Genomic DNA, 14,966 nt, shown 5'->3' with positions numbered 1-14,966 from the left:
ATCGAGCAGGCTCTATGTTTAACAATAGGCCAAGCTGTCAGATCGAGAACGCTAAAAGTTATACCAAAAAACAATATTGTACAGGTTTGAACCCCAGCGTAGTCTGTACAGAAAGGTAAACGAGGCCCCTATGACTGTACCTATCGCAATCATCGGCACCGGCATTGCCGGACTCTCCGCCGCCCAGGCCCTGACGGACCTCGGGTACGTGGTTCAACTATTCGATAAAAGCCGCGGCAGCGGCGGGCGCATGTCGAGCAAGCGCAGCGATGCGGGTGCCCTGGACATGGGCGCGCAGTATTTCACTGCCCGCGACCGGCGTTTTGTCAACGAAGTCCAGCGCTGGCAAGCCAAAGGCTGGGTCGCCGAGTGGACGCCGCAGCTGTATACCTACCATGGCGGCCAGCTCAACCTGTCGCCGGACGAGCAGACCCGCTGGGTCGGCACACCCCGCATGAGCGCCATCACCCGCGCGCTGCTCGGTGACCTGGAAGTGCATTTCGCCTGCCGGATCACCGAGGTCTATCGCGGTGAAGAACACTGGCACCTGCAGGACGCCGAAGGCTTCACCCACGGACCGTTCAGCCACGTGGTCATCGCCACGCCGGCCCCTCAGGCCACAGCTTTGCTGGCATCGGCGCCGAAACTGGCCGGGGCCGCCGCCGGGGTGAAAATGGACCCGACCTGGGCCATCGCCCTGGCCTTCGAAACGCCGCTGGAAACGCCCATGGAAGGCTGCTTCGTACAGGACAGCCCACTCGACTGGCTGGCCCGAAACCGCAGCAAACCCGGACGCGACAACACACTCGACACCTGGGTGCTGCACGCCACCAGCGCCTGGAGTCGCCAGCACATCGACCTGTCCAAGGAAGCGGTGATCGAGCAGTTGCACGGTGCCTTCGCCGAACTGCTGCACGACTCCATGCCCGCGCCGAGCTTCAGCCTCGCCCACCGCTGGCTCTACGCCCGCCCCGCCAGCAGTCACGAATGGGGTACCCTGGCCGATGCCGACCTGGGGCTGTATGCCTGTGGCGATTGGTGCCTGTCCGGACGCGTCGAAGGAGCCTGGCTCAGCGGTCAGGAAGCCGCCCGCCGCCTGCATGAGCACCTGCAATGATCGTAGGAGCTGCCGAAGGCTGCGATCTTTTGATCTGACCTTCACATAAAGATCGCAGCCTTCGGCAGCTCCTACGGGGCCATTGCACCGCCAAAAACCTATACAAAAAATTTGACTTGTATAACTTCGAATCTATGATGAAGTTATCTTGTACAGACACGAATGTTTGTACAGGTTCAGATTCGAGGTGCTCCGATGCTCCACTCCCCCGCCAAACCGAAAATCGCCATCAGCGCCTGCCTGATGGGCCTCGATGTGCGCTACAACGGCGGGCACAAAGAGTCGCGGCTGTGCAGCCGCACCCTCACTGACTACTTCGATTTCATCCCGGTCTGCCCGGAAGTGGCCATCGGCCTGGGTGTACCGCGCCAACCGATTCGACTGGTGGGCAGTGCGGATCAACCCGAAGCCGTGGGCACCCTCGATCACAAGCTTAACGTGACGCAACCACTGGACACCTACGGCCGGGACATGGCAGCGCAGTTGGGGGATATCTGCGGCTATATTTTCATGCAAAATTCCCCGTCCTGCGGGCTGGAGCGGGTCAAGGTCTACCACGCCAACGGCGCACGGGCGGACAGAGACGGGCGCGGGATCTATGCCCGGGCCTTCTGTCTGCGGCACCCGGACTTGCCGGTGGAGGAAGACGGCCGGCTCAACGATCCGGTGCTACGGGAAAACTTCCTCACCCGGGTTTTCGCCTACAGCGCCTGGCAGCAACTGCGCCAGGAGGGCATGACCCGGCGTGGTCTCACGGACTTTCACTCGCGCTACAAATACCTGCTGATGGCCCACAACCCGGTGCAGTACAAAACCCTGGGCCACCTGCTGGGCAACATGGGCAAAAGCGATCCGCAGGAACTGGCCCCCCGCTATTTCAGCGAACTGATGGCGGCACTGAAAAAATGCGCCACGCGCCGCACTCACACCAACGTCCTGCAACACCTCAGTGGCTACCTGAAACAGGCCATCAGCGGCGAAGACAAGCAGGAAGTGCAGCACGTGATCAACCAGTACCGCTTGGGTATCGTGCCGCTGGTGGTGCCGCTGACGCTGCTCAAGCATCACTTTCGCCAACACCCCGATCCGTACATCGCACAGCAGGTTTACCTGCAACCGCACCCGGAAAACCTCAGCCTGCGAAACGCCATCTGATGAAAAAAGGACTCGACACCAGCGCCCGCGAAGACCTCGGCGATGACTTTAAAAAGGCGCTGGACGCAGGCTGGCTGCCGATCCGTGAAGTGGCGCGGCAAACCGGGGTCAATGCCGTGACCTTGCGCGCCTGGGAGCGGCGCTACGGTCTGATCGTGCCGCTGCGCACGCCCAAGGGCCATCGGTTGTTCTCGGCCGACCACGTACAACGCATCCAGACCATCCTCACCTGGCTCAACCGTGGCGTTGCCGTCAGCCAGGTCAAGCCATTGCTCGACACGCCTCAAGCCTTCAGCGAGTCCGTCGACAACGATTGGCACGCCTTGCTGCAAACGTTACTGCTGGCGATCAGCCGATTGCAGGAGCGTGCCCTGGACGACAGCGTCAATCAGGCGATGGCGCTGTATCCGCCGCGAACCCTGTGCGAGCAATTGCTGATGCCCTTGCTGGCCGCTCTGGAGCAACGCTGGCAAGGCCAGTTCGGGGCGCAGATGGAGCGGGGCTTTTTTTGTGCCTGGCTGCGCAGCAAGTTCGGTGCGCGCATCTACCATAACAACCGTCAGTTACGCACCGCGCCGTTGCTGCTGGTCAACCATTCGGACCTGCCCATGGAACCGCACCTGTGGCTCACGGCTTGGCTGGTCAGCAGTGCGGATTGCCCGGTGGAGGTCTTCGACTGGCCGCTGCCTGTCGGCGAACTGGCATTGGCGGTCGGACTACTGCAACCCCGTGGGGTTCTGCTGTACTCAAGCAAAGCCCTGAATCCGGCGCAACTGCCGAAACTTTTCAAAGGCGTCAGTTGCCCAAAAATGATTGCCGGACCAACGGTATGCATCCACCACGCCGAGTTGTCTGCAAGTACTGCCGAGATCGCTGATTTGTACCTGGCCGAAGATCCGTTGTCGGCACATCAGGCACTCGTTCAGCGAGGACTGATTTAAATGGATCCCGTGGATAACAAAATGCAATTGATCTGGCTGCGCAGCGACTTGCGCCTGCATGACAACACCGCCCTCTCGGCCGCCGCGGCTCGCGGCCCGTGCGTGGCGGTGTATCTGCTGAGTCCGGAACAATGGCTGGTACACGATGATGCGCCCTGCAAAGTGGACTTCTGGCTGCGTAACCTGCGCGAAATGAGCCGCGAGCTGGGTCAACTGAACATTCCCCTGCTGATCCGCCAGGCTCCCCGCTGGGATGACGTGCCCAGCGTATTGCTGAACCTGTGCCGAGAGTGGCAGGTCGACGCGTTGCACCTCAACGAGGAATACGGCATCCACGAGTCCCGTCGCGATGCAGCGGTCGCCCGGACGCTACAGGCCGAAGGCATCGAAGTTCACCGCTACCTCGATCAATTGCTGTTCAGGCCCGGGAGCGTGCTGACCCGCACCGGCACTTACTTCCAGGTCTTCAGCCAGTTCCGCAAAGTCTGCTACGAGCGCCTGCACCACTCGCTGCCCAGCCTGGTAGGGGCGCCGCACAAACAAGCGCCGCTGAACATTGCCAGCGATGCGATCCCCTTGAGGGTCGACGGTTTCGCAACACCTGCTGATAACCTGCGCAACCTGTGGCCGGCGGGAGAAGCCGCAGCCCGGCATCGCCTCGACAGCTTTAGCGATGCACAAATCGAGCACTATCAAAGCGAACGGGATTTCCCGGCGAAGCCCGGTACCAGTCAGCTCTCGGCCTATCTCGCCGCCGGGGTGATTTCTGTACGCCAATGCCTGCACGCGGCCTTGAACAGCAATCAAGGTGAATTCGAAAGCGGCAAGACCGGCGCCGTCACCTGGATCAACGAACTGCTGTGGCGCGAGTTTTACAAACACATCCTGGTGGGTTACCCACGGGTTTCCCGGCACCGCGCGTTTCGTCCGGAAACCGAAGCCCTGGCCTGGCGCAACGCCCCAGAAGAATTGGCCGCCTGGCAACAGGCGCGTACCGGCTTGCCGATCATCGATGCCGCCATGCGCCAACTGCTGGCAACCGGCTGGATGCACAACCGCCTGCGCATGGTGGTGGCGATGTTCCTGACCAAAAACCTGCTGATCGACTGGCGCGAAGGCGAACGCTTTTTCATGCGTCACCTGATTGACGGCGACCTGGCGGCGAACAATGGTGGCTGGCAGTGGAGTTCGTCCACCGGCACCGACTCGGCGCCTTACTTCCGGATTTTCAACCCGTTGAGCCAGTCGGAAAAATTCGACCCCGAAGGCGTGTTCATCAAGCAGTGGTTGCCGGAACTGGCCGGGCTGAACAAAAAGGACGTGCACAACCCCGCCAATCTCGGCGGCCTTTTCGGTGTTGTGGATTACCCCCCACCGATCGTCGACTTGAGCGCTTCCCGTACGCGTGCGTTGACGGTATTCAAAAACCTGCCCTTGCGGCAGTATGCCGCCGTTGGATCATGAATTATCGCCTCCGGGATGACTTCGATGCCGGGGCTTTGCATGATGGACATTTACCCGTATTGGGCCGGGCAATTGCCCGGCTGAAAAGGAGATTGGGATGAGTCGTACGCTCGCACGACGATACTGGCTGACCGGTGCCAGCAGTGGCATTGGTGCCGCCCTGGCCGAAGAAATCCTCAAAACCGGTGCGCACCTGGCCGTCAGTTCGCGCACCGTGGCACCACTGAAAGACTTGTCGCTCCGTTACCCGGGGCAGGTGCTGGTGGTCGCCGGAGACCTGACCAACAGCCAGACCGTGCGCGAGATCGGCGAGCAGATTGCCGAAGACTGGGGCTCGCTGGACACCGTGATACTCAACGCCGGTACCTGCGAGTACGTGGATGCCAAGCAGTTCGATGCGTCGATTGTCGAGCACGTGGTGCGTACCAACCTGTTGGCCAGCAGTTATTGCATCGAGGCCGCCCTGCCTTTGCTGCGGGCCGGTACCGCACCGCATATGATCGCCATGGCCAGCACGGTGACTTACCTGCCACTGCCCAAGGCAGAAGCCTGCGGCACCTCAAAGGCCGGGCTGCGTTACCTGTTCGAGTCCCTGCGCATCGACCTGGCCCCGGAAGGCATAGAACTCACGGTGATCAGCCCCGGGTTTGTCGAGACGCCGCTGACAGCGAAAAACGACTCCTCCATGGCTTTGAGCTGGCCGGTGGAGAAAGCCGCGCGGCACATCTTCGAAAAACTCAAGGACCGCCCGCTGGAAATCGCTTTCCCGGCGGCGTTCATGGGCGCCCTCTGGCCACTCGCCAAACGGCCGGACCAAGTGAAACTGGAAATCGGCAAGCGCATGATACGCAGCCAGCCGCCGATCAAGGATCAACCCTGAAAATCGCCATTATCGGCATCGGTATCCCGGACGTTCCGATACTTGAGCGTCCGTCCGACCTTTCACACAGCACCCGGTGACTGCCTTACACTGCGCACCATGAAAACCATCCCCCATACGCAAATCGCGGAACCCGCAGTCACCTGCTCGACCTGCGCGGCCTGCTGCTGCCAGCTCGAAGTCATGCTGATCACCGATACGGGCGTGCCTGAACGGTTCATCGATACCGATGACTGGGGTGGGGAAGTGATGCTGCGCCTGGATGACGGCTGGTGTGCCGCGCTGGATCGCAACACGATGATGTGCACTATCTACGAAAAACGCCCGCTGATCTGCCGGGAGTTCGAGATGGGCGCACCGGAGTGCATCGAAGAGCGCCAGGGGATTTCGACGGCGTATCGCTAGTTTGAAGTTGTCCCAATACCAATGTGGGAGCGGGCTTGCCCGGAGCAAGCCCGCTCCTACATTTAGTACAGCGTTGCGCCTTACAACGGCATCGTGTAATGCAATGCGTAACTTTCTACACCATCGTTCGGAGTGGTGATCCCGGCATTGGAATAGTGCGTCGCGCGGACCCCGACTTCATGCCCGCCGGCAAAGCGCAAACCGAAACCAAAGCGGTCTTCAAACTGGAAGGCGCTGCCCAGATCGTTGTTTTCGACTTCGGTGCTGGCAAAGGCTGCCACGCCAACCCCAAACTCGATGTAGGGTTTGACGTTCTGGCCGGAAAATTCATAAACAAGCACAGGCGAGAACGACAGGCTGTGGTTACTGGATGTCTTGTCACCTTCCCAATAGGTGTAGGCGCCGTCCCAATAACCGGTCAGACGACCCACGTCACTCTGACACCAGCTCTGGTCCCAATCGAATTGCATCCCCAATCGATAGGTCATGGTCGACTCGCCGGTTTGCCCCACGGCAAACTCCACACCTGCCGCCTGCGCGGTAAAAGTGTGCCCCAAAAGTGCGGCCGCAATCGCGGCCAAGCAGAATAGTCGCTTCACTTGAAACTTCCTTTTGCGAACGATTTCGTATGGTTTTTTTGTTGCCAAGCCCTGCAAAACTATAGAAGTCAGCGATTTATCAGAAGTTCACCCGACTCTTCGTATTCCCCCCGGACAGCCTTCTACCTGCTGAAGCTTCGCACAACGCCAGCCGTATTCCACAATATCGGCAAGATATTTCTGAAATGTAGCGGATCGGCGCTGGTCCAGAACTGTGCCTCACGGGCCGGCCCATCGGCGAGCAGCTCGCCTTCGGCCAGCAGACGCTGAAGTTGCCGCGCGACGGCGGCGCCGGTGTCGATCAGGCTGATGTCCTCGGGGATCATCTGCCGCAGCATCGGCTTGAGAAAGGGGTAGTGGGTGCAGCCGAGAATCAGGGTGTCCGCGCCGGCAGCCAACAGTGGCCGAACATATCCAGCCAACAGCTGACGCAACTCCGGGCTGCGCAGGTCGCCGTTTTCAATCAGCTCCACCAGCCCGGGGCAGGGCTGGGTGATCACTTTCACGTCCGTGGCGAAGCGGTCGAGCAACGCGGCGAACTTGGCGCTCTGCAAGGTACCGGTGGTGGCCAGCACCCCCACCACGCCGGAGCGGGTTGCGGCGGCGGCCGGCTTGACTGCCGGCTCCATGCCGACGATGGGCCATTCTGGATAGTCGCGACGCAAGTCGGCGACACCGGCAACCGTCGCCGTGTTACACGCCAGCACCAAGGCCTTGGCGCCCTGTTGCCGAAAGAAGTCGGCCATCACGCTGCAACGCTGCCGGATAAATTCCGGGGTTTTCTCGCCGTAGGGAACATTCCCGCAGTCGGCGACGTACAGCAGAGATTCATTAGGCAGCAAACGCTGGATCTCGGCCAGTACCGAGAGCCCGCCGACACCGGAGTCGAACACGCCAATCGGCGCTTCACGCATGTTTCGACCCACAGACACTGCAGCCCGGATCGCGCTTGACCCGCAATTCACGGAAGCGCGTGCCCAAGGCATCGATCAACAGCAGGCGCCCCACTAGCGGCTCGCCGAATCCGGCCAGCAACTTCAGCGCTTCAAGCGCTTGCAGACTGCCGACCAGCCCCACCAGCGGACCGACCACGCCGGCCTCGCTACAGGTTAATTCGGCTTCGCTGCCGTGCCCGTATAAACAGTGGTAGCACGGACTCTCCGGTCGACGCGGATCGAACACCGACAGTTGCCCTTCGAGGCGAATCGCCGCACCGCTGACCAGCGGTTTGCCGGCCGCCACGCAAGCGGCATTGACCGCTTCACGGGTGGAAAAATTGTCGGAACAATCGAGGACCAGATCCACCCCACCCACCACGGCGGCCAGGGAGTCCTCATCCAGCGCAGCGCGATGGGCGATCAGTTGAATCTCGGGATTGATCGCGCCCAGGCGCTTGAGCGCCGAATCGACCTTGGTCATGCCGACGCTGTCGGTGTCGTGAATGATCTGGCGTTGCAGGTTGGTCAGGTCGACCGTGTCGAAGTCCGCCAGGTGCAACTCGCCCACCCCGGCGGCCGCCAGATACAGCGCCACGGGCGCGCCAAGGCCGCCAAGGCCGACGATCAATACGCGGCTTTGCTTGAGCCGCAACTGGCCGTCGATATCGATGTGTTGCAGCAGAATCTGCCGGCTGTAACGCAGCAACTCCTGATCATTCAGCACGGCAGGCGCCCCAGACTGATGCGTTGGTGACCGCCCAGATCGGTGCGGCTGTGGACTTCTTCAAAACCCCGGGTCAGCAGCAAATCGCGGACCGCCTCGGCCTGATCATAGCCGTGTTCGAGCATCAGCCAACCGCCGGCATCCAGATGGTCCGGTGCCTGGGCGACGATCAGGCGCAGATCGTCGAGCCCGTCGATACCCGCCACCAGGGCGCTGGCCGGTTCGAAGCGCACATCGCCCTCGACCAGATGCGGATCGGCCGCTGAGATGTAGGGCGGATTGCTGATGATCAGTTGAAAGCGCTGACCGTCCAGAGCGCTGAACCAATGGCTGCTCAGCACGGTGGCGTTACCCAGATGCAGGCGCTGGCGATTGCGTTCGGCCAGGGCCACGGCCTCCAGCACGCGATCCACGGCGGTGACATTCCATGCCGGGCGTTCGCTGGCCAGGGCCAGGGCGATGGCGCCGCTGCCGGTGCCGAGGTCGAGTACCCTGGCCGGTGTGGCCGGCAACAGTTCCAGCGCGGCTTCCACCAACAACTCGGTGTCGGGGCGTGGGATCAGCGTGTGCGGTGCCACTTCCAGGTCCAGTTTCCAGAAACCCTGCTGGCCAAGAATATAGGCCACCGGCTCACCGCTGCGGCGGCGTTGCAAGTATTCGGCAAACGTCAGCGCCGCTTCGCTCGGTACGATGCGCTCCGGCCAGGTGTGCAAAAAACTGCGGGACTTGCCCAACGCCGCCGCCAGTAGCAGTTCGGCATCCAGACGCGCCGTCGGCGAGTCGGGTAAATCGGCGGCGCGCAACAAACTGGCAATGATCGTCATTTACTCACCTATCGCTGCCAGTTGATCGGCCTGGTACTCGGCCAGCAACGGCTCGATCACCGCCTCGACACCGCCGGCGAGGATCTCGTCGAGGGAATACAAGGTCAGGTTGACCCGGTGGTCGGTGACCCGGCCCTGGGCAAAATTGTAGGTGCGGATGCGCTCGGAGCGATCACCGGAGCCGACCAGCAACTTGCGCTCGCTGGCGATGGCGTTGGCCGCAGCGGAGGTCTGCTGATCGTTCAGCTTGGCCGACAACCAGGACATCGCCCGGGCGCGGTTCTTGTGCTGTGAACGTTCCTCCTGGCACTCGACGACGATGCCGGACGGCAAGTGCGTGATACGGATCGCCGAGTCGGTCTTGTTGACGTGCTGGCCACCGGCGCCGGAGGAGCGATAGGTATCGACGCGCAGGTCGGCCGGGTTGATCTCGATGGCCTCCTGTTCGTCCGGCTCGGGCAATACCGCCACGGTGCAGGCCGACGTGTGGATGCGGCCCTGGGATTCCGTCGCCGGAACCCGCTGCACGCGGTGCGCGCCGGATTCGAACTTCAGCTTGCCGTAGACGTTGTCGCCCTCGACCCGGGCAATCACCTCTTTATAGCCGCCGTGTTCACCCTCGTTTTCCGAGAGGATCTCCACCCGCCAGCCACGACGCTCGGCGTAACGCGAATACATGCGGAACAGGTCGCCGGAGAAAATCGCCGCCTCGTCACCGCCGGTACCGGCACGGATCTCGAGGAACACATTGCGCCCGTCGTTCGGGTCCTTGGGCAGCAGCATGCGTTGCAGGTCGGCTTCGAGCGTGACCAGGCGTTCCTTGGCCTCGCGGACTTCTTCCACGGCCATTTCACGCATGTCCGGGTCGCTGTCCTTGAGCAGTGCCTGGGCGCCTTCGAGGTCGTCCTGCACTTTCAGCAGCTGTTTATAGGCGCCCACGATCGGTTCAACTTCCGCGTACTCCTTGGAATAGGTGCGGAACTTGTTTTGATCGGAAATGACCTCGCCGTCGCCCAGCAGGGCAGTCAATTCCTCGAAACGGTCCTGGAGGATATCCAGCTTATTGAGCAGTGACGCTTTCATTGCGGTTTTTTATCCGAAAAGCTATCCGATGAGCCCTCACCGAGGGCAAAGAGTTCCTGGGCCATCGCCAGCGCATCCAGGCGACCTTCGGCAGAGAGCTTTTTCAACTGCACGCTCGGTGCATGCAACAGTTTGTTGGTCAGCCCGCGAGCCAGTTGCACCAGCACCTCTTCGGCACTGCTGCCGTTGGCCAGCATGCGCTGGGCCTTTTGCAATTCTTCGTCGCGCAGGCGTTCGCTCTGTTGACGATAGGCCTTGAGCACGTCCACCGCCGCCAACTCACGCAGGCGGACCATGAAGTCTTCGGCGCCGATCGAGACCATCTCTTCGGCGGCCTGGGCTGCGCCCTGACGACTCTTGAGGTTCTCGGCAACCACTTCGTGGAGATCGTCGACGCTATACAGGTAAACGTCGTCCAGCTCGCCGACTTCTGGCTCGATGTCGCGGGGAACAGCGATATCCACCATGAAGATCGGTTTGTGCTTGCGCAGTTTCAAGGCGCTTTCCACTGCACCCTTGCCCAGGATCGGCAACTGGCTGGCGGTGGAACTGATGACGATGTCGCTGCGCACCAGCTCTGCCGGAATATCCGACAACAACACCGCATGAGCACCGAACTGTTCGGCCAGGATGCTTGCGCGCTCCAGGGTACGGTTGGCGACCACAATGCGCTTTACACCCAGGTCATGCAGATGGCGGGCGACCAGGGTGATGGTCTCGCCGGCACCGATCAGCAAGGCCTGGCTGCGTTGCAGGTCGCTGAAAATCTGCTTGGCCAGGCTCACCGCGGCAAACGCCACCGATACCGGGTTCTCGCCGATAGCCGTGTCGGTGCGCACCTGCTTGGCCGCATTGAACGTGGCCTGGAACAGCCTCCCGAGCAACGGCCCGATGGTCCCGGCCTCGCGAGCCACGGCATAGGCCGACTTCATCTGGCCGAGAATCTGCGGTTCGCCCAACACCAGCGAGTCGAGCCCGGAAGCGACCCGCATCATGTGACGAACTGCCGCATCATCTTCATGCACATAGGCGCTTTCGCGCAGCTCGTCGTAGCTCAAATGATGATATTCGGCCAGCCAGCGCAGCACGACGTCTGCCGACAGGTGATCCTGTTCTATATAGAGTTCACTGCGATTGCAGGTGGAGAGGATCGCAGCTTCGCGGCTGTCGGTGAGTCGGCAGAGCTGCTGCAAGGCCTCAACCAGCTGCTCAGGGGTAAAAGCCACGCGCTCGCGGACGTCTACTGAAGCAGTCTTGTGGTTAATACCGAGTGCAAGGAAGGCCATTCAAAGTCGCTGATTGTGACGTGAAGCCGACAATTGTCCTACTTCGACGGAATCAGAACAACTACTCGATATCTATCGTGCCAGTAGACGACGCCGACGTTGCGAGCGGTTCTCGTTTAAAGGATCCCCAGGAGTCTTCTATCGGGCTGGCAGGTAAATTGCCGGGCCGGTTATGTTTGGCCGAAAGCTTGTGTCATGATGATCCGACCGCAGGTTAGTCGTCCTCCTCCTATATGAATAGATCTTCCGCGTTGCTCCTCGCTCTTGCCTTCCTCAGCGGCTGCCAGGCCTTGGCCCCCGTGTCGTCGGACGGTGCGCCACCGGTTGAAGACAGCACCCCGGCCCCTGAAAAGCCCAAGGTCTACAGCTCATTCAGCGAGGAAACCATTTTCAGCCTGTTGAGTGCCGAACTGGCGGGCCAGCGCAATCGTTTCGACATTGCCTTGGACAACTATGTGACCCAGGCCATCAACACCCAGGATCCGGGCATCTCCGAGCGCGCATTTCGTATCGCCGAATATCTGGGCGCCGATCAGGCAGCCCTGGACACTGCGCTGATCTGGGCCAGGAACGCCCCCGACGACCTCGAAGCGCAACGCGCCGCTGCCGTGCAGCTGGCACGCACCGGTCGTTATGACGACTCCATGGTCTATATGGAGAAAGTCCTGCAAGGCAAGGGCGACACCCATTTCGACTTCCTTGCGCTGTCCGCGGCCGACACCGACCAGGACACCCGCAACGGCTTGATGAAAAGTTTCGACCGTTTGTTGCAACGTCATCCGGACAACAGCCAGCTGATTTTCGGCAAGGCCTTGCTGATGCAACAGGACGGCGACACCAAAGGCGCGTTGAAGTTGCTGGAAGACAATCCGCCGGACGACGGTGAAATCGCGCCGATCCTGCTGCGCGCACGCCTGCTGCAAACCCTCGATCGCGGTGACGAGGCCTTGCCGCTGCTGCAAAAAAGCATCAAGAAGTACCCGGACGACAAACGCCTGCGCCTGACTTACGCGCGGATGCTGGTTGAACAGGACCGCATGGACGACGCCAAGGCCGAGTTCTCGAGCCTGGTCCAGCAATACCCGGAAGACGACGAACTGCGTTACTCCCTGGCACTGGTCTGCCTGGAAGCCAAGGCCTGGAACGAGGCCAAGGGTTATCTTGAAGACCTGATCGCCCGGGAAAGCCATGTCGACTCGGCACACCTGAACCTCGGCCGCATCGCCGAAGAACAGAACGACCCGCAAGGCGCGCTGATCGAATACGCCAAGGTTGGTCCGGGCAGCGACTACCTGCCGGCGCAATTGCGCCAGGCCGACATTCTGATCGACAACGGCAAGACCGCCGAAGCCCAACGCAAACTGGCGGCCGAGCGCGACGAGCAGCCCGATTACGCGATCCAGTTGTACCTGATCGAAGTCGAAACCCTGTCCGCCAACAATCAGGGCGACAAGGCCTGGAACGTTCTGCAACAAGCCTTGCAGCAATATCCGGACGATTTGAACCTGCTCTACACCCGCGCCATGCAGGCGGAAAAACGCAATGACCTGGCGCAGATGGAAAAAGACCTGCGCACGATCATCAAGCGCGACCCGGACAATGCCATGGCGTTGAACGCCCTCGGCTACACCCTGTCCGACCGCACCACGCGCTACGCCGAAGCCAAGGCCCTGATCGAACAGGCGCACCGGATCAGCCCGGAAGACCCGGCGGTGCTCGACAGCCTTGGCTGGGTGAATTACCGCATGGGCAATCTCGACGAAGCCGAGCGCCTGCTGCGCCAGGCCCTGGAACGCTTCCCCGACCAGGAAGTCGCTGCGCACCTGGGCGAAGTCCTGTGGGCCAATGGCAAACAGCGTGAAGCGAAACAAGTCTGGGGCAAGTTCCTCAAGGAACAACCCGACAGCCCGACCCTGCGCGGCACCATCAAACGCCTGACCGGATCAGAGACTCTTTAAGATTATGTTTTTGCGCCATTTCATCGTTTTCAGTTTTATCGCCCTGCTCGCCGGCTGCGCAGGCCTGGGTCCCCGCGAATCGGTCGAGGGTCATGGCAACGCCGCCCAATGGCGCGAGCACAAACAGCAACTGACCGGCCTCGATGGCTGGCAGATCGACGGCAAGATCGGCATCCGCGCCCCGAAAGACTCGGGCAGTGGCACGCTGTTCTGGTTGCAGCGCCAGGATTACTACGACATTCGCCTGTCCGGACCACTGGGCCGCGGTGCCGCTCGCCTGACCGGACGTCCGGGCAAGGTGTCGCTGGAAGTCGCCAACCAGGGACGCTACGACGCGCCGAACCCGGAAGTGCTGCTCGAAGAACAGCTGGGCTGGAAATTGCCGGTGTCCAACCTGGCCTGGTGGGTGCGCGGGCTCCCGGCTCCCGACAGCAAAAGTCGCCTGACCCTGGACGGCGACAGCCGCCTGGCCAGCCTGGAACAGGATGGCTGGAAGGTCGACTACACCGCCTACACCGAGCAAAACGGTTACTGGTTGCCCGAGCGTATCAAGCTCAGCGGCACCGACCTTGATGTCACGCTGGTGATCAAGGTCTGGCAACCGCGCAAACTGGGGCAATGACATGCCGGACAATCGCCTGACGCTGCCCTCGCCGGCCAAACTCAATCTGATGCTGCACATTCTGGGTCGCCGCGAAGACGGCTACCACGAACTGCAGACAATGTTTCAGTTTCTCGATTACGGCGACGAAATCACCTATGCCCTGCGCGATGACGGTGTCATTCAATTGCACACCGAATTCCCGGGCGTCCCCCACGACAGCAACCTGATCGTGAAGGCTGCCAGAAAACTTCAGGAGCAATCCGCTTGCCCGCTGGGCGTCGATATCTGGATCGACAAGATCCTTCCAATGGGCGGCGGCATCGGTGGCGGCAGCTCGAATGCCGCAACGACTTTGCTTGGTTTGAATCATCTGTGGCAATTGGGCTGGGATGAAGATCGCCTTGCCGGGCTGGGGTTGACGCTGGGCGCCGACGTCCCGGTTTTCGTACGTGGCCACGCGGCTTTCGCCGAGGGCGTGGGGGAGAAACTGACCCCTGTCGACCCGGAAGAACCGTGGTATCTGGTGCTGGTGCCGCAAGTCTCTGTAAGTACGGCAGAAATTTTTTCAGATCCGTTGTTGACACGTAACACTCCTCCCATTAAAGTGCGCCCCGTTCCCAAGGGAAACAGTCGTAATGACTGCTTGCCGGTGGTAACAAGGCGTTATCCAGAGGTACGTAACGCTTTGAATTTGTTAGGTAAATTTACCGAAGCAAAACTCACCGGAACTGGAAGTTGTGTGTTTGGGGGCTTCCCAAGCAAAGCTGAAGCTGATAAAGTCTCGGCCCTTCTTACAGAGACCCTTACAGGGTTTGTAGCAAAAGGAAGCAACGTTTCGATGTTGCATCGCAAGCTGCAAAGTCTGCTCTAAAGGAACCGATTACTGGGTAATCGTTGCAACAGATACAGGGGCGTCGCCAAGCGGTAAGGCAGCAGGTTTTGATCCTGCCATGCGTTGGTTCGAATCCAGCCGCCCCTGCCATTTTCC

At 60.9% G+C, this 14,966-nt stretch carries 15 protein-coding genes, 1 tRNA gene and 1 pseudogene; 11 read left to right on the top strand and 6 right to left on the bottom strand.

Annotation, left to right across the window (positions count from 1 at the left end; all coding sequences use genetic code 11):
• Positions 1-130: 130 nt before the first annotated feature.
• The 7 genes and pseudogenes from ACM6G4_RS21005 to ACM6G4_RS20975 all read left to right on the top strand — a co-directional run bounded on the left by ACM6G4_RS21005 (position 131) and on the right by ACM6G4_RS20975 (position 5,962).
• A complete protein-coding gene (locus tag ACM6G4_RS21005; RefSeq protein WP_056726263.1) occupies positions 131-1,117 on the top strand; it encodes an NAD(P)/FAD-dependent oxidoreductase in 987 nt (328 codons plus the stop codon).
• 195 nt (positions 1,118-1,312) lie between these two features.
• Positions 1,313-2,272, top strand: a complete 960-nt coding sequence (locus ACM6G4_RS21000; protein ID WP_414914546.1) for a YbgA family protein — start codon at positions 1,313-1,315, stop codon at positions 2,270-2,272.
• Positions 2,272-3,213, top strand: coding sequence for a MerR family transcriptional regulator (locus tag ACM6G4_RS20995; protein WP_414914545.1), 942 nt, complete (start codon positions 2,272-2,274; stop codon positions 3,211-3,213). Before ACM6G4_RS21000 ends, ACM6G4_RS20995 begins: the two co-directional genes overlap by 1 nt.
• A 21-nt stretch (positions 3,214-3,234) precedes the next feature.
• The gene (phrB, locus tag ACM6G4_RS20990) at positions 3,235-4,677 is read left to right on the top strand and encodes a deoxyribodipyrimidine photo-lyase (RefSeq protein WP_414914544.1); all 1,443 of its coding nucleotides are present in this window, start codon (positions 3,235-3,237) and stop codon (positions 4,675-4,677) included.
• 2 nt (positions 4,678-4,679) lie between these two features.
• Positions 4,680-4,778, top strand: a pseudogene (locus ACM6G4_RS20985) (nuclear transport factor 2 family protein); the annotation flags it as partial.
• Positions 4,775-5,557: an SDR family NAD(P)-dependent oxidoreductase gene (locus tag ACM6G4_RS20980; protein ID WP_056726266.1), complete on the top strand. Its 783-nt coding sequence runs from the start codon at positions 4,775-4,777 to the stop codon at positions 5,555-5,557. The pseudogene ACM6G4_RS20985 and the gene ACM6G4_RS20980, both read left to right, overlap by 4 nt.
• Positions 5,558-5,656: 99 nt before the next feature.
• The gene (locus ACM6G4_RS20975; protein ID WP_056726267.1) at positions 5,657-5,962 is read left to right on the top strand and encodes a YkgJ family cysteine cluster protein; all 306 of its coding nucleotides are present in this window, start codon (positions 5,657-5,659) and stop codon (positions 5,960-5,962) included.
• Between the two features lie 80 nt (positions 5,963-6,042).
• On the opposite strand, the gene ACM6G4_RS20970 is transcribed toward ACM6G4_RS20975, so the two are convergent.
• From ACM6G4_RS20970 to hemA, 6 genes are all read right to left on the bottom strand, one after another.
• A complete protein-coding gene (locus ACM6G4_RS20970) occupies positions 6,043-6,561 on the bottom strand; it encodes an acyloxyacyl hydrolase (protein ID WP_056726268.1) in 519 nt (172 codons plus the stop codon).
• 122 nt (positions 6,562-6,683) lie between these two features.
• The gene (gene murI / locus ACM6G4_RS20965; protein ID WP_056726269.1) at positions 6,684-7,475 is read right to left on the bottom strand and encodes a glutamate racemase; all 792 of its coding nucleotides are present in this window, start codon (positions 7,473-7,475) and stop codon (positions 6,684-6,686) included.
• Complete coding sequence (locus tag ACM6G4_RS20960; protein WP_056726270.1) at positions 7,468-8,223, bottom strand: molybdopterin-synthase adenylyltransferase MoeB; 756 nt, start codon at positions 8,221-8,223, stop codon at positions 7,468-7,470. The genes murI and ACM6G4_RS20960 overlap by 8 nt, the downstream gene beginning before the upstream one ends.
• Positions 8,217-9,047 carry a peptide chain release factor N(5)-glutamine methyltransferase gene (prmC, locus tag ACM6G4_RS20955; RefSeq protein WP_414914543.1) on the bottom strand — a complete coding sequence of 277 codons (831 nt, stop codon included), beginning with the start codon at positions 9,045-9,047 and terminating at the stop codon, positions 8,217-8,219. The genes ACM6G4_RS20960 and prmC overlap by 7 nt, the downstream gene beginning before the upstream one ends.
• The gene (gene prfA / locus ACM6G4_RS20950) at positions 9,048-10,130 is read right to left on the bottom strand and encodes a peptide chain release factor 1 (RefSeq protein ID WP_056726272.1); all 1,083 of its coding nucleotides are present in this window, start codon (positions 10,128-10,130) and stop codon (positions 9,048-9,050) included.
• A complete protein-coding gene (hemA, locus tag ACM6G4_RS20945; protein WP_056726273.1) occupies positions 10,127-11,416 on the bottom strand; it encodes a glutamyl-tRNA reductase in 1,290 nt (429 codons plus the stop codon). Before hemA ends, prfA begins: the two co-directional genes overlap by 4 nt.
• Positions 11,417-11,649: 233 nt before the next feature.
• Between hemA and ACM6G4_RS20940 the strand changes: the two genes are divergently transcribed.
• The 4 genes from ACM6G4_RS20940 (at position 11,650) to ACM6G4_RS20925 (ending at position 14,960) form a co-directional block, all read left to right on the top strand.
• Positions 11,650-13,374, top strand: a complete 1,725-nt coding sequence (locus tag ACM6G4_RS20940) for a tetratricopeptide repeat protein (RefSeq protein WP_056726274.1) — start codon at positions 11,650-11,652, stop codon at positions 13,372-13,374.
• A 4-nt stretch (positions 13,375-13,378) separates the two neighbouring features.
• Positions 13,379-13,996 carry a lipoprotein insertase outer membrane protein LolB gene (lolB, locus tag ACM6G4_RS20935; protein ID WP_414914542.1) on the top strand — a complete coding sequence of 206 codons (618 nt, stop codon included), beginning with the start codon at positions 13,379-13,381 and terminating at the stop codon, positions 13,994-13,996.
• Position 13,997: 1 nt separating this feature from the next.
• Positions 13,998-14,849 (top strand): 4-(cytidine 5'-diphospho)-2-C-methyl-D-erythritol kinase, encoded by an 852-nt coding sequence (gene ispE, locus ACM6G4_RS20930; protein WP_223540960.1) that lies wholly within the window; start codon positions 13,998-14,000, stop codon positions 14,847-14,849.
• Positions 14,850-14,885: 36 nt separating this feature from the next.
• Positions 14,886-14,960, top strand: a tRNA-Gln gene (locus ACM6G4_RS20925).
• Positions 14,961-14,966: the final 6 nt, after the last annotated feature.

It is taken from the genome of Pseudomonas sp. IT-P258 (genome assembly GCF_949767825.1).
GTDB classification, from domain to species: Bacteria; Pseudomonadota; Gammaproteobacteria; order Pseudomonadales; family Pseudomonadaceae; genus Aquipseudomonas; species Aquipseudomonas monachiensis.
This window is presented reverse-complemented; position numbering and strand designations above follow the sequence as displayed.

What these genes read in the sequence shown, in the direction of transcription:
- prmC (WP_414914543.1), bottom strand. Translation starts at nt 9,047, where the DNA reads ATGACGATCATTGCCAGTTTGTTGCGCGCCGCCGATTTACCCGACTCG.
- ACM6G4_RS20975 (WP_056726267.1), top strand. Translation starts at nt 5,657, where the DNA reads ATGAAAACCATCCCCCATACGCAAATCGCGGAACCCGCAGTCACCTGC.
- phrB (WP_414914544.1), top strand. Translation starts at nt 3,235, where the DNA reads ATGCAATTGATCTGGCTGCGCAGCGACTTGCGCCTGCATGACAACACC.
- ACM6G4_RS20980 (WP_056726266.1), top strand. Translation starts at nt 4,775, where the DNA reads ATGAGTCGTACGCTCGCACGACGATACTGGCTGACCGGTGCCAGCAGT.
- ACM6G4_RS21005 (WP_056726263.1), top strand. Translation starts at nt 131, where the DNA reads ATGACTGTACCTATCGCAATCATCGGCACCGGCATTGCCGGACTCTCC.
- murI (WP_056726269.1), bottom strand. Translation starts at nt 7,475, where the DNA reads ATGCGTGAAGCGCCGATTGGCGTGTTCGACTCCGGTGTCGGCGGGCTC.
- hemA (WP_056726273.1), bottom strand. Translation starts at nt 11,416, where the DNA reads ATGGCCTTCCTTGCACTCGGTATTAACCACAAGACTGCTTCAGTAGAC.
- ACM6G4_RS21000 (WP_414914546.1), top strand. Translation starts at nt 1,313, where the DNA reads ATGCTCCACTCCCCCGCCAAACCGAAAATCGCCATCAGCGCCTGCCTG.
- ACM6G4_RS20940 (WP_056726274.1), top strand. Translation starts at nt 11,650, where the DNA reads ATGAATAGATCTTCCGCGTTGCTCCTCGCTCTTGCCTTCCTCAGCGGC.
- lolB (WP_414914542.1), top strand. Translation starts at nt 13,379, where the DNA reads ATGTTTTTGCGCCATTTCATCGTTTTCAGTTTTATCGCCCTGCTCGCC.
- ACM6G4_RS20995 (WP_414914545.1), top strand. Translation starts at nt 2,272, where the DNA reads ATGAAAAAAGGACTCGACACCAGCGCCCGCGAAGACCTCGGCGATGAC.
- ispE (WP_223540960.1), top strand. Translation starts at nt 13,998, where the DNA reads ATGCCGGACAATCGCCTGACGCTGCCCTCGCCGGCCAAACTCAATCTG.
- prfA (WP_056726272.1), bottom strand. Translation starts at nt 10,130, where the DNA reads ATGAAAGCGTCACTGCTCAATAAGCTGGATATCCTCCAGGACCGTTTC.